Annotated in this window: 18 protein-coding genes and 1 riboswitch; of the genes, 8 read left to right on the forward strand and 10 right to left on the reverse strand. The window is 72.4% G+C overall.

All coding sequences use genetic code 11. The features are described from left to right. Positions 1 to 133: 133 nt before the first annotated feature. The 4 genes from KBX71_RS24320 to eccB form a co-directional block, all read right to left on the reverse strand. Positions 134 to 508 carry a hypothetical protein gene (locus KBX71_RS24320; RefSeq protein WP_210820219.1) on the reverse strand — a complete coding sequence of 125 codons (375 nt, stop codon included), beginning with the start codon at positions 506 to 508 and terminating at the stop codon, positions 134 to 136. Between the two features lie 195 nt (positions 509 to 703). Beyond that, positions 704 to 1,999: a WXG100 family type VII secretion target gene (locus KBX71_RS24325; protein ID WP_210820220.1), complete on the reverse strand. Its 1,296-nt coding sequence runs from the start codon at positions 1,997 to 1,999 to the stop codon at positions 704 to 706. Next, positions 1,992 to 2,402, reverse strand: a complete 411-nt coding sequence (locus tag KBX71_RS24330) for a hypothetical protein (protein WP_231396403.1) — start codon at positions 2,400 to 2,402, stop codon at positions 1,992 to 1,994. The genes KBX71_RS24325 and KBX71_RS24330 overlap by 8 nt, the downstream gene beginning before the upstream one ends. 46 nt (positions 2,403 to 2,448) lie before the next feature. Beyond that, positions 2,449 to 4,071: a type VII secretion protein EccB gene (gene eccB, locus KBX71_RS24335; protein ID WP_210820221.1), complete on the reverse strand. Its 1,623-nt coding sequence runs from the start codon at positions 4,069 to 4,071 to the stop codon at positions 2,449 to 2,451. A gap of 161 nt (positions 4,072 to 4,232) precedes the next feature. Here eccB and KBX71_RS24340 point away from each other — a divergent pair, with 161 nt between their 5' ends. After that, positions 4,233 to 5,420 (forward strand): type VII secretion protein EccE, encoded by a 1,188-nt coding sequence (locus KBX71_RS24340; RefSeq protein WP_210820222.1) that lies wholly within the window; start codon positions 4,233 to 4,235, stop codon positions 5,418 to 5,420. A 23-nt stretch (positions 5,421 to 5,443) separates the two neighbouring features. Here the strand turns inward: KBX71_RS24340 and eccD are convergent, their stop codons facing one another. After that, on the reverse strand, positions 5,444 to 6,841 hold the full coding sequence (gene eccD / locus KBX71_RS24345) for a type VII secretion integral membrane protein EccD (protein ID WP_210820223.1): 1,398 nt from the start codon (positions 6,839 to 6,841) through the stop codon (positions 5,444 to 5,446). Between the two features lie 165 nt (positions 6,842 to 7,006). On the opposite strand from eccD, the gene eccCa reads away from it, so the two are divergent. The 3 genes from eccCa to KBX71_RS24360 all read left to right on the forward strand — a co-directional run bounded on the left by eccCa (position 7,007) and on the right by KBX71_RS24360 (position 11,790). Beyond that, complete coding sequence (gene eccCa, locus KBX71_RS24350; protein WP_210820224.1) at positions 7,007 to 10,972, forward strand: type VII secretion protein EccCa; 3,966 nt, start codon at positions 7,007 to 7,009, stop codon at positions 10,970 to 10,972. A gap of 205 nt (positions 10,973 to 11,177) precedes the next feature. Next, entirely contained in the window at positions 11,178 to 11,486 is a 309-nt protein-coding gene (locus KBX71_RS24355) for a WXG100 family type VII secretion target (RefSeq protein ID WP_210820225.1), read from the forward strand. Between the two features lie 25 nt (positions 11,487 to 11,511). After that, the gene (locus KBX71_RS24360; RefSeq protein ID WP_030329555.1) at positions 11,512 to 11,790 is read left to right on the forward strand and encodes a WXG100 family type VII secretion target; all 279 of its coding nucleotides are present in this window, start codon (positions 11,512 to 11,514) and stop codon (positions 11,788 to 11,790) included. 91 nt (positions 11,791 to 11,881) lie between these two features. Here the strand turns inward: KBX71_RS24360 and mycP are convergent, their stop codons facing one another. After that, positions 11,882 to 13,114 (reverse strand): type VII secretion-associated serine protease mycosin, encoded by a 1,233-nt coding sequence (mycP, locus tag KBX71_RS24365; RefSeq protein WP_307847285.1) that lies wholly within the window; start codon positions 13,112 to 13,114, stop codon positions 11,882 to 11,884. A gap of 52 nt (positions 13,115 to 13,166) precedes the next feature. Next, on the reverse strand, positions 13,167 to 13,502 hold the full coding sequence (locus KBX71_RS24370; RefSeq protein ID WP_210820226.1) for a MarR family winged helix-turn-helix transcriptional regulator: 336 nt from the start codon (positions 13,500 to 13,502) through the stop codon (positions 13,167 to 13,169). Between the two features lie 226 nt (positions 13,503 to 13,728). Between KBX71_RS24370 and KBX71_RS24375 the strand changes: the two genes are divergently transcribed. Then, a complete protein-coding gene (locus tag KBX71_RS24375) occupies positions 13,729 to 14,457 on the forward strand; it encodes a carbonic anhydrase (protein ID WP_210820227.1) in 729 nt (242 codons plus the stop codon). Positions 14,458 to 14,515: 58 nt separating this feature from the next. Here KBX71_RS24375 and KBX71_RS24380 read toward each other — a convergent pair whose 3' ends face one another. The 3 genes from KBX71_RS24380 to KBX71_RS24390 form a co-directional block, all read right to left on the reverse strand. Next, positions 14,516 to 15,535 (reverse strand): hypothetical protein, encoded by a 1,020-nt coding sequence (locus KBX71_RS24380; protein WP_210820228.1) that lies wholly within the window; start codon positions 15,533 to 15,535, stop codon positions 14,516 to 14,518. A gap of 4 nt (positions 15,536 to 15,539) precedes the next feature. After that, positions 15,540 to 15,670, reverse strand: a riboswitch (cyclic di-AMP (ydaO/yuaA leader). Positions 15,671 to 15,836: 166 nt separating this feature from the next. Further along, the gene (locus KBX71_RS24385) at positions 15,837 to 17,207 is read right to left on the reverse strand and encodes a YibE/F family protein (RefSeq protein WP_210820229.1); all 1,371 of its coding nucleotides are present in this window, start codon (positions 17,205 to 17,207) and stop codon (positions 15,837 to 15,839) included. A gap of 299 nt (positions 17,208 to 17,506) precedes the next feature. Beyond that, complete coding sequence (locus tag KBX71_RS24390; protein WP_030329541.1) at positions 17,507 to 17,803, reverse strand: metal-sensitive transcriptional regulator; 297 nt, start codon at positions 17,801 to 17,803, stop codon at positions 17,507 to 17,509. A gap of 94 nt (positions 17,804 to 17,897) precedes the next feature. Between KBX71_RS24390 and KBX71_RS24395 the strand changes: the two genes are divergently transcribed. Genes KBX71_RS24395 through KBX71_RS24405 form a run of 3 tightly spaced genes read left to right on the forward strand, consistent with a single transcriptional unit; the run spans position 17,898 to position 21,327 of the window. Then, complete coding sequence (locus KBX71_RS24395; RefSeq protein WP_124818372.1) at positions 17,898 to 18,107, forward strand: heavy-metal-associated domain-containing protein; 210 nt, start codon at positions 17,898 to 17,900, stop codon at positions 18,105 to 18,107. A 13-nt stretch (positions 18,108 to 18,120) separates the two neighbouring features. Further along, a complete protein-coding gene (locus KBX71_RS24400; RefSeq protein WP_210820230.1) occupies positions 18,121 to 19,068 on the forward strand; it encodes a hypothetical protein in 948 nt (315 codons plus the stop codon). A gap of 12 nt (positions 19,069 to 19,080) precedes the next feature. Beyond that, complete coding sequence (locus KBX71_RS24405; RefSeq protein WP_210820231.1) at positions 19,081 to 21,327, forward strand: cation-translocating P-type ATPase; 2,247 nt, start codon at positions 19,081 to 19,083, stop codon at positions 21,325 to 21,327. The last annotated feature ends 14 nt before the right edge of the window (positions 21,328 to 21,341 follow it).

The raw sequence follows: 21,341 nt of genomic DNA on the forward strand, positions 1-21,341 counted from the left end.
GGCGGGTATCGACGGGCGGCAGGAAGGCGCGGCAGCACCGGTCGGCCCGGTGGCGGGGTCGTCCCGTCGACGGCGAACTCAGCTGCCGTACGGGATCAGCCGGGATCGGGCCCCGGGGATCGCCGGGCCTGGCTCAGCGGGCGGGCGGGCCGCGTCGGGTAGGGGTGCCACGGCCGGGATCGATGGCCGGGGCCTGCACCAGGCCCGCCGCGACCGGACCGGTCGCCGTGGCGGTATCGGCCGTGGCGGCATCGCGCGTGCCTGCCGGCGGGGCGACAGTGGGCTGGCCGGCCCGCTCGACGGCCAGGCCGGCGTCGGGGCGGACACTTGCCACCCGGCTGCTCACCGCACTGGGCCGGAGCTGCGTGGGGGCGGGCGGTGGGGTCGCGGCGAGAGCGGCACCGAGGCCGACCGCGAGCACCAGCGCGGTGACCGCCAGGCGGGTCAGTTCCCGCAGTGACCGCAGAACAGCCCACCGGGCTGGGCGGGCAAACGCTGCGGACGACACCCGACCAACCTATCGCCCGTCCTGGCGTATCGCAGCACGGCGAAGGACCGCGCGGGCGTGACCGCCACCACCATGCGCACTGTGGACGCCGTGGATCGGGGCCCGGGAACGGCAGCGCCCCCGACCGGATCGGGTCCGATCGGGGGCACCGCGCGTCGTCCGGGTGTGGTGCGCGCGCGCCGGGGTGGGCCGTGGTCAGTCGCCGGTGCCGAGCACCGGGGGTGCGGCCTTCTCGTTGCCCTGCCACACCATCTCGTCCTCAGTCAACCAGGTCAGCCGCTCGTCGGAGTCGTCGTCCTGCGCTCGACCCTGCCCGCCGAGCACACCGGGACGGCCGCCGCCGGACCCCGGTCGGGCGTTGCCACCGGTCATGGCCGGGCGTCCGCCGCTCCCACCGCGCTGGCCGTCGATGCTGCGCCCGACCCCGTTGGCGGCACGGGTCTCCGCCGGGGCCGCACCACCGCCGGTCGGTCGAGCCGAGGTGGGGGGTGCGTTGCCCGAGCCGGCGAGCGCGCCGCTGCGCAACACCCCGCCGGCCGGTGACCCGCCCTGCCCCGCGTAGAGCAGGCCGGGGCCGGTGCTCGCCCCGGCGGGCGCGCCGGCCGGCCCGGACAGGCCGACCAGCCCGGCGGCACCCCCGCCGAGCAGCGCGCCGCCGACAAGTGGGTCCGCTCCGGCGAGGGAGGTGCCGGGGTCGGCGAGGTCGCTGCCAGCGCCGATCGGAGCGGCGCCGACAGCCGGGCTGCCCCCGGTGCCCGAGCCGACCTCGCCCGGCGCTGACCCGTCGCCCGGCAGTTGGGCAACCCGGTCGGGCGACGAGATGGTCGCGTCGCCGGTGTGCCCGGTGTCCGCGCCGGTGTCGGGACCGCCGGTCACCCTGGCGATGGCCGAGACACTCTGTGGCGTCGTCGGATCCTTGCGGGCGGTGTTCGGAGTATCCGGGTCGGGCGGGGGCGGGTCGACCACCCGGTCGTAGGCGGAGATGTCGTAACTGCTGGCCAGGTCGGCCACCAGGTTCACCATCCGCTGGTGGGCCTTCTCCTGCTCTGCCTTGTCCTGCTGGTGACCCGCGATGCCCCCGACGATCAGACCGGTCAGACCGAAGACCGCGCCACCCTTGATCGCGCCGCCGATCGCCTTGTCGTTGTCGTCGGTCTCCTCCGGGCTCTCGGCCTGCTTGTGGGCGGCGCGCAGATGGTCGGCCATCATGGTCAACCCCTGCTTGATGCCGGCCATCCCCTCGCCCAACGCGTTGGTGTGGGCGACGATGAAGCTGAGTCGCCGGTGGAACTCCTGACCTGCCGAACCCGTCCAGGTGTTGCCGAGCTTGTCGAGGTCGCCGCTCAACTCCCGGCCGAGGCCGTCGAGGATGCCCTTGAGCTCGGCCCACTGGGTGGCCACGCCCTCGATCTGCTCCGGCTTGCCCGCCATCAGGCCGTCGTACAGCTGCTGGTGGCTGTTGCCCTGGTAGCGCTGGGTGTATTCAGACACGCCCGTCCTCCTTCGGCTGCAACGCCCGGTCGACCGGGGTCAGCGCGGCGGTGACATCGTCGGAGTTGGCCGCGTTACGCGCCTCGGCGGTGCGGTAGTTGCTCAGGATCGTGCTGGTCGCCTGCTGTGCCGCCAGCACCGCCTGTCGGATCCGCTCGGCCTGGTCGACATAGGACTGGTGCACCTCGCTGTAGCGACGCGCGTTGTCGGTGGCGTCGAGGAACGAGCCCAACGCCGGAGGCCGGCACTGCATCTCGGTGTTGAGCTTGCGCAGCACCGACTCGGCCTGGCTCAACCGCGACGCCAGGTGCTCGTGGAAGTCCTCAAGGGACAACAAGTCGACTTCCGTACGCCCGGCCATGGCAACATCCCCGTCGTTCTGGTTGACAACCGTCAGCGACATCCAGGTTAGTCCACCCGTGCGACTCCGGGCGACCCGTCGAACCTGCTCAGCCGTCAGTGTCTGTCGATTCGGTGGACCCCCCGCCGCCGGTCCCGCCGCTCGACGGGGCGCCACTGGCCGGAGTCGACGGTGTCGAGCCCGACGGTGGCGCGGAGGACGACGACCGGGACGGTGGCGCCGCGGACGACGAGCCCGAGGGCGGCGCCGGCGACGGTGAGCCCGACCGCGGCGCGCTCGACGGCGGAGCGGCCGGCGCCGGTCCGTCCGGAGCGAAGACGGCGAACGCGTCCTCGCGGTCCAGAGTCGGCCCGGTCGGGATCAGTGCGAGCAGGGAGCCGGGCACCGCCAGCGGAGTGATCCCGCCGTAGCCGAGTACGTCGAGTGTCGCCGCCGAGCCGAGCGGATAACGGATGCCCTGCGGACTGATCAGGTAGATCGTCGACCCGGCGGCGCCGGACCCGCTGGTCCCGGCACCGGGCGAGGCCTGCGCGATGACACCCTTGCCGCCGGGTAGCAGCACCGCCTCGGCGGTGCGTACGGCGTCGCGCCTGGTCTGGCGCACCGGCACCAGCCCCGGATCGCTGTCGGTCAGCTCGTCCGGCACCCGGTCGAAGACCTCCATCGTGGTGGTCGGCGGGCCGCCCGCGCTGCCCTTCCGGTACGTCGCGCAGAGCGTCGTCTGACCGGGCTGGGCCGGGTAGAGAGCGGGCATCGTCGGGGGCACCCCCTCCTCCTCGATCCGCCGCTCCTCGAACGCCTCGCTGGCCTGGTTCGGGGTGATGTCGGTGATCCGCCCGCCGTTGCTGATCAGGAGTAACGCGGTGATCTCGCTGATCGACACGAGAGCGTCCCGGGTCAGCACGTAGTGCCGCCCGGCTGCCTTGAACACCGAACCGACGTCGTACGACTGCCCGCCCACCTTGCGGCTGCTGGGCTCGCCCTCACCGGCCAGCGACGGCCTGCGCAGCGGCGGCCCGGCCGGTACGGCGTTGAGCAGTTGCTGCCCGATCTCGAGTCGGTCGGTGCCGGCCATCCGCAGGGCCGTGATCGTGCGGGACGGGTCGAGCAGCTGGAGCCGGGTGTTGTTGGCGATCAGGTACCGCTGGTCGTCCACCGAGACCAGCACCGCCCGGTCGCCCAGCGGCGTGCCACCGGGCAGCGCACGGTCGATCACCAGCCGGGTGCTGGACCGCTGCCGGTCGACCGGGTCGGGCACGTCGCAGACCGACCAGGGCAGACCGGTCAGCGACTTGCGGTCCGGCAGTGCGTCAGGTGCCCCGACGATGCCGACTGTGACGCCGCGGGGCCGGTCCCGCAGCGACGCCTGGGACATCGTCCGCACCGCGGCACTCGCGTCGTTCACGATGAGGCGCGCCGACGTGTAGTTGAGCGTCGGGTGCAGCTTCCCCTCGATGAACACGTACGTCGCGCCGGTCTCCCGTTCGATGACCAGGGTGTTGTCGTCCAGCGGCGCCGCGCCGCCGGTCAACTGGCCGTAGGCGCCCACCCCACCGAGCACGATGGCCGCGGTCAGGACGCTGCCGAAGACGGCCATGCCGAGCCGTCGCATCGGCAGGTTGGTGGTCTCCGGGTCGCCCGACAGCAAGGCGGAGACGATGCGGCGGGTGACGAAGCGGTACGCCTGCACCTGATCGCGGCGGGTCCGCATGACTTACCTCCGGCGGGGTGTTTCCGCGACGATCAGGTCGAGGTGCCGTCGCGGGCTTCCCTACGATAAGGGGCCGACGGTGGTTCCTTGGGACCACCGCTCGTGGCCGGCACCGGACCGACCCGGCGCAGAGCCGTACCGTGCAGGAGGGACAGTCAGCGATGACGCAGGTTCAGGCGCCACCCGCCCGAGCGGTCACGGACCCTGTCGACGTTCCGACCCGGTCGGTGCCGCCGGCCGAACGGCCCGGCCGTGGACGGGTCGGTCCCGTGTTGGTCGGGCAGCTCGTCGTGCTGGAGTTGTGTGTGGTCGGCGTCTGGGCCGCCACGGCCGGACCCAGCTGGGTGCTCGCCGCGGTGGGCGCGGCGGCGCTGCTTGTGGTCCTTGCGGCCTTCGCCCGTCGAGGTGGCCGGTGGTGGTTCGAGGACCTGCTGCTGCGCCGACGCCTGCGGCGACGCGGCGAGCGGGCGTCGGCCGTGCTGGCCGGCGGCACGGCGACCGACCCGCGGTTGGCTGCGCTCGCCCCGGAGTTGAGTGTCATCGAGCTGACCGACCGAGGCACCAGGCTCGGCATCGGGCGCGACGACCAGGGCTGGTTCGCGGCCGTCGCCCTGCAGTCCGCCACCGGTGCGGCGGTCGGCTCCGTCGACGCCTCCGCGGTGGACCGCGCGCTGGGGGTGCTCGCGGACTTCAGCGCCCCGGTCTCCCGGGCCCAGGTCGTCGCGCACACGCTGGTCTGGTACCCGGCACCCGGTGCTCCACCGGCGGCACACCGGACCGTCTGGGTGGCGGTGCGGCTCACCGTCCGGGACGCCCGGGTAGAGGCGGTGAGCCGGGGCGGTGGGCTGACCGGCGTGCACCGGACGGTGGCCGCCGGTATCGGCCGGCTCGGCAAGGCGCTGACCTCGGCGGGGTTGTCCCACCGCCCGTTGGGCCGTGAGGAACTACGCGCGGCGATCGTCTCGGCCGCCGGTCTGGACCTGGTGCCGGAGGCGCCGGCGGAGAGCTGGCACGGGTTGCGCGGCGGCGGCTGGACGCACCGCGTCATGGCTCTGCGAGGGCGGTCCGACGCGCCGCTGGGCCCCCTCGTGGACGCGATCACCGCCACCTCGGCGCCGTCGCACACGGTGGCCGTGAGCGTCTCGGCGGACGGTCGGGTGGCGGCACCGCTGCTGCGGGTCGCGGCGATGGACAACCACGTCGAGGCCCTGGTCAAGGTGGTGCGCGAGGTCGCCGACCGGGTCGGCGCGTCCACCCGGCCGATGGACGGTCAGCATGCTCCGGGCGTCTACGCCGCCGCTCCGGTCGCGTCGGCGTTGGGCGTCTCCACCGGTCCGCGGTCGCGCTGACCGGTGCGGGCGGCGAGGCGAGGTCAGGGTCGGAGGTTGACGATCCAGCCGTAGAGACCGCAGACCCAGAAGGCGAGCGGCACCAGCGAGATGATGAGCAGGATCTCGGCGATGTCGAGCAGGCGGCCCCAGACCGGCGAGATGCGCTTGCCGGCGACGGTCAGACCGTAGATCAGGCTGATCACGGCGGCGAGCATCAGCCCGCCCAGGATCAGGCCGAGCCGTACCGGCAGCGACCCACCGGCGAAGGTGGCCGCGGCGGCCAGGCCCAGACCCACGGTGCCGGCCAGCAGCACCGGGGTGCGCTGGGCCCGGCCCAGGAGGGGGCGAGCCCGCAGCAGCGCCAGCAGGGCCAGCACCAGGCACAGCAGCACCGCCGGCAGGCGCCCGTCCAGGGCCAGCACGAACTGCGCGCCCAGCACCAGCAGGGACACCGTCCACAGCAGACCGGTCAGGAACTGGTCTGCGCGCTCACTCTGCTGGAGCACCTGCCGGCCGTCCACCGACTCGCTGTCGGTCTTCAGGTCCTCCGGACCGGTCGGGATCGACGGCACCGGGAGCCGGGCTAGCCGGTAGGCCATCATCGGCAGCGCCGGCACCACGCCGAACGCGACCGCCGCCACCACCGCGGCGGAGGCCGCCGCGTCGAGGCCGAGGACCAGGCAGAGGATCGCGCCCAGGCCGGTCGCGGCCGCGACCCCGATCGCGGCGAAGAAGAGGGGGTACCGGTCGCCGACCGCCAGTACGGCCACCGCGCCGGCCACCAGCGCGGCGGTCGCGGCGAGCAGGACATGCGGACTGGCCAACTGGGTCAGCGATCGATCGTCGGCGAGCAGCAGCAGGCCGCCGGTGGCCGCGTGCACCAGGCCGACCAGGGCCAGCACCGCGCCGATACCGCTGTCACCGGCCGCCCTGGACAGCACCGCGGCGCCCACCAACAACGCCACCGCGACCAGCAGCGCGGCCAGCGCGCCGGGCAGGTGCGGCGGGCCGGCGAAGAGGGCGGCCAGCGCGCCGGCGCCGAGCGCCGCCGCCGCGAAGATCACCGCGAAGGAGCGGGTCGCACCGACCTGCCAGGCGCCGGGGCGCTGGTTGGTCGCGGTCGCGACCGCGTCCACCACGTCGTCGAAGACGATCTCCGGCGCGGCCTCCGACCGGGGGTTGAAGTAGAGCACCTCACCGTCCCGGACACTGAGCTGCGCAGCGGTACGACCACCGTCGAGTGGCGCACCACCCAACCGGGACAGTGCCCAGCCGCCGTGCCGGGCACCCTCGTCGGCCATGTCCTCGCCGGCGTAGCGCAGCAGGGTGGGGAGCAGATCCGCCATCGGAACGTCCGACGGCAGCGCCAGATCCATCCGGGTACGCGGAGCCACGATGGTGATCCGGCTCAGACCACCGGTCGCCGTCTTCGTCGCCACAGTGGCCTCCAGGTGTGCGTCTGTGATCGGCTGTCTGTGATGCTGCGGTCCGGGTCCACCGCGCACACGGCAGATTACCTACGATGACGGCACGTACGATGCCCACCCGCGGGCGGTGTTCCGCGGCCGCACGTCATCAGGGCCGCTTCTGGGGAGGAGACAGCCGTGAGCACTGTGGTGTTCCGCCGGCTCCCGCGTCAGCCGGGGCCTGCCCTGCCGCGCGGCGAGGTGTTGTTGGAGTCGCCTCCCGAGCTGCCCGAGCCGACACCCCGCGGGATGGGGCAGCTGCTCATGATCCTGCCGATGTTCTGCGGAGTCGGTGCCATGGCGTTCCTGTACGCCGGCAAGGGCGGCGGCATGATGACCTACGTCGCCGGTGGCCTGTTCGGTGTCTCGATGCTCGGCATGGCGATCGGCTCGTTGGCCAACAGCGGTGGCAAGGACAAGGCCGAGCTGAACGCCGATCGCCGTGACTACATGCGCTACCTGGCGCAGATGCGCAAGCGCACCCGGCGTGCCGCCGAGCAGCAGCGGGCCGCGATGGCCTGGCGGCACCCGGAGCCCGACGCGCTCTGGTCGATCGCCGCGTCCCGGCGACTCTGGGAGCGGCGGATCACCGAGGACGACTTCGGTGAGACCCGGATCGCCCTCGGCCCGCAGCGGCTCGCCGTGGAGATCGTCCCACCGGAGACGAAGCCGGTGGAGGACCTGGAGCCGATGAGCGCCATCGCGCTGCGCCGGTTCGTCCGGGCACACTCCACGGTGCCCGAACTACCGACGGCACTGTCGGTGCGCGCGTTCAGCCGGGTGGTGCTGCGCGGCGACCGCGAGCCAGTGCTCGACCTGACCCGGGCGGCGCTGGGGCAGCTGGCCACCTTCCACGCACCTGACGACCTGGTGATCGCGGTGGTCGCCGCCCCCGACCGGCAATCGGCCTGGGGCTGGGTGAAGTGGCTGCCACACGCCCACCACAGCGGTCGTACCGACGCGGCCGGCGCGCGCCGACTGGTCTTCGCCAGCCTGGCCGAGGCCGAGGCGTCGCTCGCCGCCGAGCTGGCCGGGCGGCCCCGGTTCGCGCCGGAGGCCAAGCCGCTGACCACCGCGCCGCACCTGGTCGTGGTGATCGACGGTGGGGAGATCTCACCGACCTGCCAGCTGGTGGGCCCGGGGCTGCTCGGCGCCACCGTGATCGACCTCTCCGGGACGGTGCCCCGCGACGCCGGCCGCTGGCTGCTCTGCCTGGACGTGGGCGACGGAGACTCACTCGATCTGGTCCGGGGCAGCTCGTCGTCGACGTTGGGTCGGCCCGACCGGCTCAGCGCCGAGGCCGTCGAGGGGCTGGCCCGACAGATCGCACCCTACCGGCTCTCCCAGCAGCAGACCGGAGGCGACGAGCCGCTGGCCCGCAGCACGGAGCTGCCGGACCTGCTCGGCGTCGGTGACGCCGCGGCGGTGGACGTGCAGAACACCTGGCGTCCGCGTGGTCACCGCGATCGGCTGCGCATCCCACTCGGTGTCGGCCCGGACGGCAACGTGGTCGAGCTCGACTTCAAGGAGTCGGCACACGAGGGCATGGGCCCGCACGGTCTGGTGATCGGCGCGACCGGGTCCGGCAAGAGCGAGCTGCTGCGTACGGTGGTGGCCGCGTTGGCGGTGACCCACTCGTCGGAGGAACTGAACTTCGTCCTGGTGGACTTCAAGGGCGGCGCGACCTTCGCCTCGCTGGAGGCGCTGCCCCACACCAGCGCGGTGATCACCAACCTGGCCGACGAACTGCCGCTCGTCGACCGGATGCGCGACGCGCTCGCCGGCGAGATGGTGCGCCGGCAGGAGCTGCTGCGGGCGGCCGGCAACTACGTCTCCCGCTTCGAGTACGAGAAGGCGCGTTCGGCAGGTGAGCCGCTGGCTCCGATGCCCAGCCTGTTGATCATCTGTGACGAGTTCAGCGAACTGCTCGCCGCCAAACCGGACTTCATCGACCTGTTCGTGATGATCGGCCGGCTGGGTCGTTCCCTCGGCGTGCACCTGCTGCTGGCCAGCCAGCGCCTCGAGGAGGGCAAGCTGCGGGGCCTCGACACGCACCTGTCGTACCGGATCGGTCTGCGCACGTTCTCCGCCGTGGAGAGCCGGATCGTGCTCGGCGTACCTGACGCGTACGAGTTGCCGAACGCGCCGGGCCACGGCTACCTGAAGACGGACACCAGCACCATGCTGCGGTTCCGGGCCGCGTACGTGTCGGGGGCGTATCGGGCACCGGGGCAGCAGGCATCCGCCTCGCAGGCGCTGGTGCAGCGGCGGATCGTGCCGTACGGCCTCGACTTCGTTCCGGCGCAGGTCCCGCAGGTGCCGGTGGACACCGCCCCGGAGCCGGAGCAGCCGGCCGACGGCAAGGCCGTGGCGATGCTCGACGTGCTGATCGACCAGCTCAAGGGCCGGGGCCGCCCGGCCCACCAGGTGTGGTTGCCGCCGCTGGCCGACCCGCCCGGCCTGGGTGAGTTGCTCGGCCCGCTGGCGGTCGACCCGACCTACGGACTGTGCACCGCGTCCTGGCCCGGGCGAGGGCGGCTGACCGTCCCGGTCGGCGTCGTGGACCGCCCGTACGAGCAGCGCCGGGACCCGATGATGGTCGAGCTGGCCGGGGCCGGCGGCAACGTGGTCATCGTCGGTCGGTCGCTCAGTGGCAAGAGCACGATGCTGCGTACGCTGCTCGCCTCGCTGGCGCTCACGCACACGCCACGTGAGGTGCAGTTCTTCTGCCTGGACTTCGGCGGGGGCGCGCTGCGCAGCATGGAGCGGTTGCCGCACCTGGCCGGGGTGGCTGGTCGGCGCGACGTCGAGGCGGTCCGCCGGACGGTGGCCGAGGTGGTCGCCGTTCTGGACGAGCGGGAGAGTCGTTTCGCCCAGCACGGCATCGACTCGGTGGCGAGCTATCGCCGTCGCCGTGCCGCTGGTGAGTTCGCGGACGACCCGTTCGGCGACGTGTTCCTGGTGGTGGACGGGTGGAACACACTGCGCCAGGAGTACGAGGAGTTGGAGCAGACCATCACCACGTTGGCCAACCGGGGCCTCGGCTTCGGTGTGCACGTGGTGCTCACCGCCGTGCGGTGGGCGGAGATCCGGATCAACATGCGGGACCTGCTCGGCACCAAGTTGGAGCTGCGCCTCGGCGACGCGTCGGAGTCCGAGATCGACCGCCGCGCGGCGAACAACGTGCCGGAGAAGTCGCCCGGTCGGGGCCTGACCCGCGACAAGCTGCACTTCCTCACCGCCATCTCGAGGATCGACGGTCGTCGTGACATCGAGGATCTGAGTGAGGCCTCGCTGTCCCTGGCCGGGCACGTGGCGGCGAACTGGTCGGGCCGCCCGGCGCCGAAGGTGCGGCTGCTGCCGCGCCGGCTGCCGGTGGCGGAGCTGGCCCGGATCATCGACCGGTCGGCGCCGGGGATCCCGGTCGGTGTCAACGAGTCGGCACTCGCGCCGGTCTACCTGGACCTGACCAACGAGCCGCACCTGACGGTCTTCGGCGACGCGGAGTGCGGCAAGACCAACCTGCTGCGCCTGATCGCCCGGGGGATCACCGAGCGGTACACGCCGGCGCAGGCCCGGCTGGTGATCGCCGACTACCGGCGTGGCCTGCTGGGGGCGGTGGAGGGTGACCACCTGCTCGACTACGCCCCGTCGAACCAGGCGTTCGCCCAGGGGCTCGGGTCGATCCGCAGCGCGCTCTCCAACCGACTGCCCGGCCCGGACGTGACCACCGCCCAGCTGCGCGATCGGAGCTGGTGGAAGGGTCCGGATCTGTACATCCTGGTGGACGACTACGACCTGGTGGCGTCCGGCGGCAGCAACCCGCTCAGCGCCCTGCAGGAGTTGTTGCCGCAGGCCCGCGACATCGGTCTGCACCTGATCGTCACGCGTCGGGTCGGCGGTGTGTCCAGGGCACTCTACGAGCCGGTGCTGCAACGGCTGCGTGAGTTGGACTCGCCGGGCCTGCTGATGTCCGGCAACCGGGAGGAGGGCGCGGTCTTCGGCACGTTGCGACCGAGCCCGCAACCGCCCGGTCGGGGCACCCTGGTTCGCCGTCGTGACGGCCAGCAGCTGATTCAGACCGCTTGGTCTGAGCCGGCCTGAGCGCGGTCGGTCGTTCGGTAGGTGGTGGCGGGCCTTCTCGGTCCGATTCACCACCATCCATCGAACGTCCCCGGTCAGGGCTGCGAGGGCTGGACAGGTTCCGCTACGGTCTTCACAGGAGTGTCCGTCGGTGGGGTGTTGCTGCCTTGCCGCGGGGGAGGGGTGCGGCGAAGCCGCCACCACAACAGACGGAAGGGTGTGAAGCATGGCGTTCGAGGTCGAAGCTGCGACTCTGCATACCGCCGCGAGTGACGTGCGGTCCACGCGCAGCGATGTCGATGGCGAGCTGAAGAAGCTGTGGAACGTCGTCGACGACCTGGCCATCGCGTGGAAGGGTCAGGCGTCCACGGGCTTCCAGTCGCTGATGACGCGCTGGAACGAGGACACCGTCAAACTGCTGACGGCGATGGACAGCATCGCTGACCTGCTCGACAAGTCGGGTACGACGCACCAGGTCAACGACGAAGAGCAGCAGCAGATGCTGGACAAGTTCCACTCTGCTCTCAACCCGTGATCCGTAGCCGGCAGAGGAGGAAATCGTGACGATCAAAGTTGACTATGCGGTCCTCGAGAGCAGCAACCAGCAGATGCAGGCCATCTCGAAGACCCTCGAGGAAAAGCTTGACACGCTGCGGTCGATGCTGACCAAGCTGCACTGGGACGGCGAGGACCGGGTTGCCTACGAGCAGCACCAGGCGAAGTGGGACGCGGCGGTCCGGGACATCAACCGGATCCTGAACGAGATCGGCGGTGCCGTGGGCATCGCCCGCGAAAACTACCTCACCACGGAGATGAGCAACTCCAAGGTGTGGAGCTGAGGCATTCGCACGAGCGGCTCCGGTCCGGTTCACCCGGCCCGGAGCCGCTCTGTGTTGGCGTAGGCGTCGCCACCTCGCCGCGGTGCGACGCTCAGCCGGCAGTCGGTGCGTCGGTGTGTCGGCCGGGGCGCCAGGCGCGTCGGCGGCCCCGGGCCATGATCGGTCGCGCGACCAGCAGCAGCCCGGCGAGCAGGGCGCCGATGACCGCCGCCCAGATCGCGGCGGGGCGTTGCCAGCTCAGCGGGTCGTCCCGCACGGCGGGTGCCGGGAGCGCACCGGCGGGCGGGTTCGCCCGGGTGCCGAGCAGGCTCGACACCGCCCGGTAGGGGTTGACCATCCCGTAGCCGATGTCGGCGTTCTGACCCTCGGGTGGGTTGTCCGCTGTGCGTTTCAGCCGATCCGCGACCTGCTGCGGGTTGAGACTCGGGTAGGCGGCCCGCACCAGCGCGGCGACTCCTGAGACGTATGCGGCCGCGTAGCTGGTGCCGCCCTCCGGCACGGTGCGGTAGCCGCTGTTGCCGGGTGCCGGCCCGACGATGTTCATCCCCGGCGCCGCGATGTCGACGTAGTCGCCGCTGATCGAGGTGCCGACGTGGTTGCCCTGCTCGTCCACTCCGCCGACGGCGATCACCCCGGGGTACGCGGCCGGGTAGCCCGGCAGGTTCTGGGAGTCTTCCGACCGGTTGCCGGCGGCGGCGACCAGCACCACCCCTTTGGCCAGCGCGCGCTCGACGGCCGCCGTCAGTTCGGGGCGGGGAATTGTCGTCAGGGACAGGTTGATCACGTCGGCGCCCTGCGTGACCGCCCAGTCGATTGCCGCCGCGATCTCCGCGGGAAGCTGTGGGTTGTTGACCGCCCCGAGCTGCGGAAGGACCCGGATCGGCAGGATGCGGGCGGCCGGGGCGATGCCGCTGAAGGGGACGACGGTGCCCTCCCGGCCCGCGATGATGCCGGCGATCAGCGTGCCGTGCCCGGCCTCGTCGCACTGGCCCTGTCGGGCCGTCAGGCCGTTGAAGTCGCGACCCTCGAGCACCTGCCCCTTGAGGAGCGGGTGGGCGGCGGAGACTCCGGAGTCGATCACGGCCACCGTGACCCCGGCGCCCCGGGACAGCGGCCACGCCGAGGACGGCTCCAGCCGGCGTTGCGCCCACGGCATCTGGGTCAGGCTCTCGGCGCCGCTGGGGCCGCAGATGGGTGGTGCCGCGGTCGCGGGGGAGGGTGGTGCCACCAGGCCGGCGCCGAGCAGGGCCGCCAGCGCTCCACTGAGGACGCCGCGGAGGGCACGTCGGGACCGGGTCGCGCTCAACGGCGGGCATTCGCGCACCCGCAAAGGTTACCGCCGTGACGGGTCGGGCAGCGGCCCCCGGTGACGTGGGTCAGGCCTGCTGCTGTGCCTTCTTGCTGGGAGTGTCGGCGAAGAGCGCGAGCAGGTCGCCGACCTGCCGGTCGGCCTCGGCGGGGTGCCGGAAGCGGCCGGCCGGGTTGAGGGTGTACTCGTTGCGTCGCCCGACCCGGGTGCGGTGCAGGTAACCGCCCGCCTCCAGGTCGGCCACGATCGCCTGCGCGGCCCGTTCGGTCACGCCGACCTCGGCCGCGACGTCACGCAGCCGGGCGGTCGGGTCGCGGGCGATGGCCAGCAGGACGTGCCCGTGATTGGTGAGGAACGTCCAGTTCCGCCCGCCGTCGGTGTCGCCCGTCACCGTGCTCGCCATCGTCTGACCGCCTTTCGGGGTGTCCGCCTGCCCTCGGGAGAGTCTGGTCCGCCCTGCCCCGTCACGGTTGCCCAGGGGGCGGCCGGGGTCAACGTATGAAATCTAAATCACGCATATCTTGACGCATCTTACGGTACGTGTGACGGTGGAGCACGAGCCAGCGCCCGCCACCCGGCCGGCGGCGAGCCGGCTTGACCAGGTCAGACGCGTCGAGACGAGGTGCGGGATGAGTCATACCGGGAGCGTCGGCGGTCAGCCGGGTTCGCAGCGGATCACCGACCGGGCGTCCGCGCTCAGCGAGCCGACCCTGGCGTACGCCGAGCTGGTCGCCGGCAACCGGCGCTTCGTCAGTGGCGCCCCCCGCCACCCCAACCAGGATGCCGGGCGCCGCGCCGCCGTGGCCGACGGGCAACACCCGTTCGCGGTGGTCGTCGGCTGTTCCGACTCCCGGCTGGCCGCCGAGATCATCTTCGACCGGGGGCTGGGGGACCTGTTCGTGGTCCGCACGGCTGGACACACCGCCGGCCCCGAGGTGCTCGGCAGTGTCGAGTACGCGGTGACCGTGCTCGGCACTCCGCTGGTGGTGGTGCTCGGCCACGACTCGTGCGGTGCGGTGCAGGCCGCCCGAGAGTCCGCGGCGACAGGTACCGCACCGAGTGGGCATCTGCGCGCGGTGGTCGACGCCGTGCTGCCCAGCCTGCGCCGGGCCGAGGCCGAGGGCGTGGACGACATCGACGGCATCGTCGACATCCACATCGCACAGACCGTCGAGACGCTGCTCGGGCAGTCCCCCGTGCTGGCCGAGGAGGTGGCGCGGGGGCGGTGTGCGGTGGTGGGCGTGTCCTACCGGCTAGCGGCCGGAGCGGTGCGCCCGGTGGCCGCCGTGCCGGCTGGCTTCGCGACGCTGGACGCCCCGGCCGAATCGACCGACCCGGCTGCCCCTGCCGCCGTCTGACGCGACGAGGGCCGCTCCGCGTCACGCGCGGAACGGCCCTCGACCGGGATCGTGCGGGTCAGAGCAGCGACATGTGGACGTGGTCGGTGTGGTTCGACGGTCCGCTGTACGAACTCCAGCCGGTGGCCGGGAACCAGATCTGCCGGTTCCAGATCACGTAGTAGATGCCGAGACGGTCGGCGTTACGGATGAGGAACGCGGCGACGTTGTTGCCGTACGTCCGGGTGTCGTTGTTGTGCCACGGTGAGAAGCCGCTCTTCTGCAGCGACCAGTCGCAGGCGCGGCCCTTCGGGTGCTCCCACGGCCCGCCGGAGCGGTAGCAGCCGACGAACCGGTTGAAGCCGGCCGCCTTGACCTCCTTGTACGCGTGCAGCGTGCGCGGCGTGATGCAACCGGACGTGGTGGGGTCGTTCTCGCTGCACGACTGGGGCTTCCAGTCACCGTCGGCCGTGCGACCCGGGCCGATCTTCGCGACCTTGGAGGTGGCGTCCACCAGGCCGCCGGTGAAACCCTTGCCGCCGACGAGGGAGAGCGCCTTGTCGGCCTCGCTCTTGCGCTTCGCCATCAGGGCGGTCTGCTTCTGCTGTTCGCGGACCTCGGTGTCGAGGGCCAGCTTGGCCTGCTCGGCGCGGGCCTTCACCTCGTTGACCTCGGAGAGCTTCTTCTCGTTGACCATGTTCATCTCGTCGAGCATCCCGGCACGCTGGACGAACGAGTCGGGCGCGTCGCTCTCCAGCAGCAGCGCGACCGCTCCGATCCGGCCGGTCCGGTACGCCTGGGCGGCGATCTGCGCGACCTGCGGGGCCAACGCGTCCAGGTCGGCCTTTGCCCGGTCGACCTCCGCCGCCAACTCGCCCTGCCGCTTCTTGGACTTGTCCAGCTTGGACTTCGCGGCGGAGTAGTCGCGGTTGGCCTGCTCGATGACGTCGTTGAGCAGCTTGGGCTCGCCGTCCTCCTCGTGCCCGGACGGTGTGGGGGTCGTCGGGGCGGCGTGCGCCGGGAGCGGCCCGGCGAGCACTGTCAGTGCGGCGATCACGGCCACCACGGGAGTCAACCAGCGGCGTAGGGGTGCCGTCACAATGTTCCCTTCCGTCGACCGCCGACCGGGTTAGCTGACGGGTTCGGGGCGGAAGTGGCCCCTACCGCTGACGCGGATTCACCCCAGGTACCTGGGTCCCCGGCTCGCCGGTTGGCGATTGGGCGGTGGCACCGCAGGCGCCGCTTCGCGCCTTCATCGGTAACCGGCAGCGAGGTTACCCGAGAGTCGACCGGGTGAGCTACGCCTGGATGCCGACCAAAAGCGTCATTTCGCCATAGCGTTGAGTGACCAGTGACGTGGTTCTCAGGGTGGATGCCCGATCTGGTCACGCTGAGGAGTGTCACCATGCCGTATCCGTGCTCCTGTTCGACTCCGGCCACCTGTCGGTGGCCTGGGATGGGGGTGCGGTCCGCGGCTGGTCCGGCTCGTCGGAGCCGGCGGTTCGCGGTGAGCTGAGTGCGGCGAGTGCCTCGGTGCGGTCCGGCTGGGGTCGCCGGGCGGGAGCATCGGTGGACGGCGTCGCATCGGTGCGGCCGGCTGCGGTCACCACTGCGGCCAGCCCGGTGGTCAGCGGCACGGCGGCGATCAGACCGAGGGTGGCGACCGCGCTGCGGACGATCTCCTGCGCGAGGAACTCACTGGTGAGGATCTGCCCGATCGGCCGCGAGTCGGCAGTGAGCAGGAGCAGCAGGGGCAGCGACGCGCCCGCGTACGCCAGCACGATGGTGTTGACTGTGGAGGCAATGTGCGCGCGGCCGACCCGGGTGGCCGCACGGTACAGCTGCAACCGGGTCAGGCCGGGGTTGGCGTTCGCCAGTTCGGTGACGGTGGCCGCTTGGGTGACCGTCACGTCGTCGAGCACACCGAGCGATCCGATGATGATTCCGGCGAGCAGCAGACCGTGCAGGTCCACGTCGCCCTGGAACATCGACAGGGTGGTGGCGTCCTCGCTGCCGAAGCCGGTGAGGTGGGTCGCGGCCGTGGCGATGGTGGCGAGCACGCCGGTCAGCACCAGGCTGCCCAGGGTGCCGAGCACCGCGACCGAGGTCTGTGCGGAGACCCCGTGGGTCAGATAGAGCACCACGAACATGATCAGGGCCGCGCCGACCACCGCCACCAGCAGTGGTGACCTGCCGGCGCCGATGCCGGGCAGCACGAAGGTGAGCAGGATGGCGAAGCTGGCGGCCAGCCCGGCGAGCGCGGCCAGACCTCGCCACCTACCGAACGCGACGATCGCGGCCGCGAAGACCACCGCCAGCCACACCATCGGGGTGCCGCGTTGGTGCTCGGCGATGTTCCAGTTGCTCGTGGTGGGATCGGTCGGGTCGGCCAGTTCGACAAGGATGACCTCGTCGCCGACCTCGACCCGGGGTGCGCCGGGTCCGTCGGGCACCGGCGTCTGGACCTGCTGGCCGGCGGTCGGCCCGTCGTCCACCCGGACGTCGACGGTGCCGCACCGCCCGTCGCCGACCCTCGGCGTGCCCTCGGGAACCGACGGCACCGGCGGGCACGGCTCGCTCACCACCCGGGTGACGGTGCCGGGGTAGCGCGGCACGTCCGCACCACCATCGGTCTGCGGTGACCCGCCGCGCGGCCAGAGCAGCGCCGCGGCCAGCACGGTGGCGACGAAGAGGGGTACGACCGTCAGGACGAGGATCCGTCGCACCCGTGGTGGGGCGGACGGAGCAGGGTGAGTGTGGTCGGCGGCCAAGGCGGGACTCCCAACGATCCGGTGCGTGGTACGGGTCAGCGGGCCGGACGGTTCACCGTTTCGGTGGGAAACGCGGCGGACGGCGGGGCGGATCGCTGCCTGATCAACGCTTGATCACGGACGGTCAGTGCTCGGCTCGGTCGGCCGGGGGCGACGCCACGTGGTGGTGTCGCCGGTGCCCGACTGTGCAGCGGCATACGGAAGACCATCGTGGGAGATGCTAGCCAGCCGACCCGGGGCTTGCAGGTCGTGGCGGAGTGTCGGGCGGTCGAACAGCCCGCGCGGCGGCCCCCGGGCCGTCAGCCGCGCTTCATGAGCCGGCCGACCGCCGCCATCATCTCGGTGGCCATCTCGTCGGCCCGGCCCTCGGCGGCGCCCTCGTGCATGCAGTGTCGGGCGTGCCCGTCGAGCAGCCCGAGGGCCACCTTGTCGAGGGCGGCCTGGATGGCGGAGATCTGGGTGAGCACGTCGATGCAGTAGCGGTCGTCGTCGACCATCTTCTCGATGCCCCGGACCTGCCCCTCGACGCGGCGGAGCCGCGCGAGCAGCTGGTCCTTGCTGGCGGTGTATCCGCGGATCGGGGTGGGTGCGGTCATGTCGACCAGGATAGCGTACCCCCAGGGGGTATGGTACGGTCGTGGTCTGATGAGATACCCCCACGGGGTACCGGTACCGTAAGGAGACGATCCGATGGTCAACACCACGTACCAGGTGCAGGGCATGACCTGTGGGCACTGCGTCAGCGCGGTGAGCGCCGAGGTCGGCGCCATCACGGGCGTGCGTGAGGTCCAGGTCGACCTCGCGGCCGGCCGGGTCACCGTCAGCAGCGACCAGCCGCTGGACACCGCGGTTGTCCGGGCCGCCGTCGACGAGGCCGGCTACGACCTCGTCGACGCGTGATCGGAGGGCCGGCGTGCGTACGGTGACGAGACTGGCCGGGTTCGCCGTCGGCCTGGCGGCGGTCTTCGGCGCGACGTACGGGGTCGGCCGGGTCGTCGACCCCGCCCCGGTCGCCGAGAGCCGGCACGACGGCGCCGCCGCCCCGTCGGCGGACGAGCGCGGCGGGACGGCCGACCGGCTCCCCGGTGGGCTGCTCGTCTCCGAGCGCGGCTACACCCTCGAACCGGTCGACGCCCCGCCCGGCGAGTTCGCCTTCCGGATCGCCGGCCCGGACGGCCGGCCGGTCACCCGGTACGAGGTGGCGCACGACAAGCTGATGCACCTGATCGTCGCCCGCCGGGACCTCTCCGGCTTCCGCCACGTCCATCCCGAACTGGCCCCGGACGGCACCTGGCGGGTCGACTCCCCGCTGACCGGCCCCGGGCAGTGGCGGGCGTTCGCCGACTTCACGCCGACCGGGGGCGAGCCGCTGACCCTCGGCGCGGACGTGACAGTCCCCGGGGAGTTGACCGAACGGCAGTTGCCCGCCCCGGCGAGCAGCACCACCGTCGACGGCTACACGGTCATCCTGACCGGTGCGCCGCAGCCCGGCCGCACGTCGTCGCTGACGCTGACCGTCAGCCGGGACGGGCAGCCGGTCACCGACCTGGAGCCCTACCTGGGCGCGTACGGGCACCTGGTGGCACTGCGCCGGGGTGATCTGGCGTACCTGCACGTGCACCCGGACGGGACGCCCGGCGATGGGCGCACCCGGCCCGGTCCGGCCGTCACCTTCCTCGCCGAGGTGCCCTCGGCCGGCAGCTACCGCCTCTATCTCGACTTCCAACACGGCGGGCGGGTGCACACCGCCGAGTTCACTGTGGTCGCCGGCGCTGCCCCGACCGGCGACGTCCCCACCCCGAGCGGGCCCGCACCGACCGGCGAGGCCGACCACGGCACGCCCGGGCACGGACACAACTGACGGGACCAGACGATGACCACCACCAGCAGACCGCTGCCCGAGGCGCCGAACCGGATCGAACTGGCGATCGGCGGGATGACCTGTGCCGCGTGTGCCGCCCGGATCGAGAAGAAGCTCAACCGGATGGACGGGGTGAGCGCCACAGTCAACTACGCCACCGAGAAGGCGACAGTCCGGTACGCCGACGGCGTCACGCCGGACGACCTGATCGGGACCGTCCAGAAGACCGGTTACACGGCGGCGCTGCCGGCCCCGCCCAGCGCGGAACCCCCGGTGGACCCGTTGCGGGGCCCGCGTACCCGGCTCTGGGTCTCGGTGGCCCTGAGCGTGCCGGTGGTCCTGCTGGCAATGGTTCCGGCGTGGCAGTTCGACTACTGGCAGTGGCTGTCGCTGACCCTGGCCGCCCCGGTGGTGGTCTGGGGTGGGCTGCCGTTCCACCGGGCCGCCTGGACGAATCTGCGGCACGGCGCGGCGACCATGGACACGCTGGTCTCGCTCGGCACCCTGGCGGCGTTCGGCTGGTCGCTCTGGGCGCTCTTCCTCGGTGACGCGGGCATGCCCGGGATGACGCACCCGTTCCGCTTCGACATCACCCGCACCGACGGCGCCGGCAACATCTACCTGGAGGCGGCGGCCGGGGTCACCGTGTTCATCCTGGCCGGTCGCTACTTCGAGGCACGGTCCAAGCGCACCGCCGGTGCCGCCCTGCGTGCCCTGCTCGACCTCGGTGCCAAGGACGTGGCGGTGCTGCGCGACGGCGTGGAGACCCTGATCCCGGTGGACCGGCTGGTCGTCGGTGACCGGTTCGTGGTCCGCCCCGGGGAGAAGATCGCCACCGACGGGGTGGTGGACGAGGGCACCTCCGCGGTCGACGCCAGCATGCTCACCGGCGAGTCGGTGCCGGTCGAGGTCGCCCCGGGTGACGGCGTGGTCGGCGCCACGATCAACGCGGGTGGGCGGCTGATCGTCACCGCCACCCGGGTCGGCGCGGACACCCAGCTCGCCCGGATGGCCGACCTGGTGGAGCAGGCGCAGAGCGGCAAGGCGGCCGTGCAGCGGTTGGCGGACCGGATCTCCGGGGTCTTCGTGCCGATCGTCATCACCCTCGCCGTCGGCACGCTCGGCTGGTGGCTCGGCACCGGGGCCGGCCCGACCGCCGCGTTCACCGCCGCCGTGGCCGTGCTGATCATCGCCTGTCCGTGCGCGCTCGGCCTGGCCACACCGACCGCGCTGCTGGTCGGCACCGGTCGGGGCGCCCAGCTCGGCGTGCTGATCAAGGGCCCGGAGGTGCTGGAGTCGACCCGCCGGGTGGACACCGTGGTGCTCGACAAGACCGGCACCGTGACGACCGGCCGGATGACACTGGTGGACGTGGTGCCGGCCAGCGGTGTGGACCGGGCCGAGCTGCTGCGGCTCGCCCGGGCGGTGGAGGCCGCCTCCGAGCACCCGATCGCCCGTGCGGTCGCCGCCGCTGCCAGCGACGAGGGCGCGCTGCCCCCGGTGACCGCCTTCGGCAACCTCGAAGGGCTGGGTGTGACCGGCACTGTCGACGGGCGGGCCGTGCTGGTCGGCCGGGTCCGGCTGCTGCGCGAGCACGAGATCGACGTACCGCCGGAGGTCGAGTGGGCCGTGCGCGACGCGGAGGCCGCCGGCCGTACGGCGATCGTCGCCGGCTGGGACGGACGGGCCCGCGGCGTGCTCGCGGTCGCCGACGTGGTCCGGCCGAGCAGCCGGGCGGCGGTGGCCCGGCTGCGCGGGCTGGGGCTGTCCCCGGTCCTGCTGACCGGGGACAACACCACAGTGGCTCGCGCGGTCGCCGCCGAGGTGGGCATCGACGAGGTGATCGCCGAGGTGCTGCCGGCCGGGAAGGTCGACGTGATCAAGCGGCTCCAGGCCGAGGGGCGGTCGGTGGCGATGGTCGGTGACGGGGTCAACGACGCCCCGGCGCTGGCCCAGGCCGACCTGGGGCTGGCCATGGGCACCGGCACCGACGTGGCGATCGAGGCGGCCGATCTCACACTCGTCCGGGGTGACCTGGACGCGGCGGTGGATGCCATCCGGCTGTCCCGACGCACGCTCGGCATCATCCGGGGCAACCTGTTCTGGGCGTTCGGCTACAACGTGGCGGCCCTGCCGTTGGCCGCCGCGGGGCTGCTCAACCCGATGATCGCCGGTGCCACGATGGCGCTGTCCTCGGTCTTCGTGGTGGCCAACAGCCTGCGCCTGCGTCGCTTTCGCTCGGCCGCTGCCGATCTGTGACGGGGGTAATGGTT

Origin of the sequence: Micromonospora sp. D93 (assembly GCF_018070365.1) — a bacterium.
Lineage (GTDB): Bacteria > Actinomycetota > Actinomycetes > Mycobacteriales > Micromonosporaceae > Micromonospora > Micromonospora ureilytica.

What these genes read in the sequence shown, in the direction of transcription:
- KBX71_RS24370 (WP_210820226.1), bottom strand. Translation starts at nt 13,502, where the DNA reads ATGGCGAGCACGGTGACGGGCGACACCGACGGCGGGCGGAACTGGACG.
- KBX71_RS24355 (WP_210820225.1), top strand. Translation starts at nt 11,178, where the DNA reads ATGGCGTTCGAGGTCGAAGCTGCGACTCTGCATACCGCCGCGAGTGAC.
- KBX71_RS24395 (WP_124818372.1), top strand. Translation starts at nt 17,898, where the DNA reads ATGGTCAACACCACGTACCAGGTGCAGGGCATGACCTGTGGGCACTGC.
- KBX71_RS24375 (WP_210820227.1), top strand. Translation starts at nt 13,729, where the DNA reads ATGAGTCATACCGGGAGCGTCGGCGGTCAGCCGGGTTCGCAGCGGATC.
- KBX71_RS24405 (WP_210820231.1), top strand. Translation starts at nt 19,081, where the DNA reads ATGACCACCACCAGCAGACCGCTGCCCGAGGCGCCGAACCGGATCGAA.
- KBX71_RS24390 (WP_030329541.1), bottom strand. Translation starts at nt 17,803, where the DNA reads ATGACCGCACCCACCCCGATCCGCGGATACACCGCCAGCAAGGACCAG.
- KBX71_RS24330 (WP_231396403.1), bottom strand. Translation starts at nt 2,402, where the DNA reads ATGTCGCTGACGGTTGTCAACCAGAACGACGGGGATGTTGCCATGGCC.
- eccB (WP_210820221.1), bottom strand. Translation starts at nt 4,071, where the DNA reads ATGCGGACCCGCCGCGATCAGGTGCAGGCGTACCGCTTCGTCACCCGC.
- KBX71_RS24340 (WP_210820222.1), top strand. Translation starts at nt 4,233, where the DNA reads ATGACGCAGGTTCAGGCGCCACCCGCCCGAGCGGTCACGGACCCTGTC.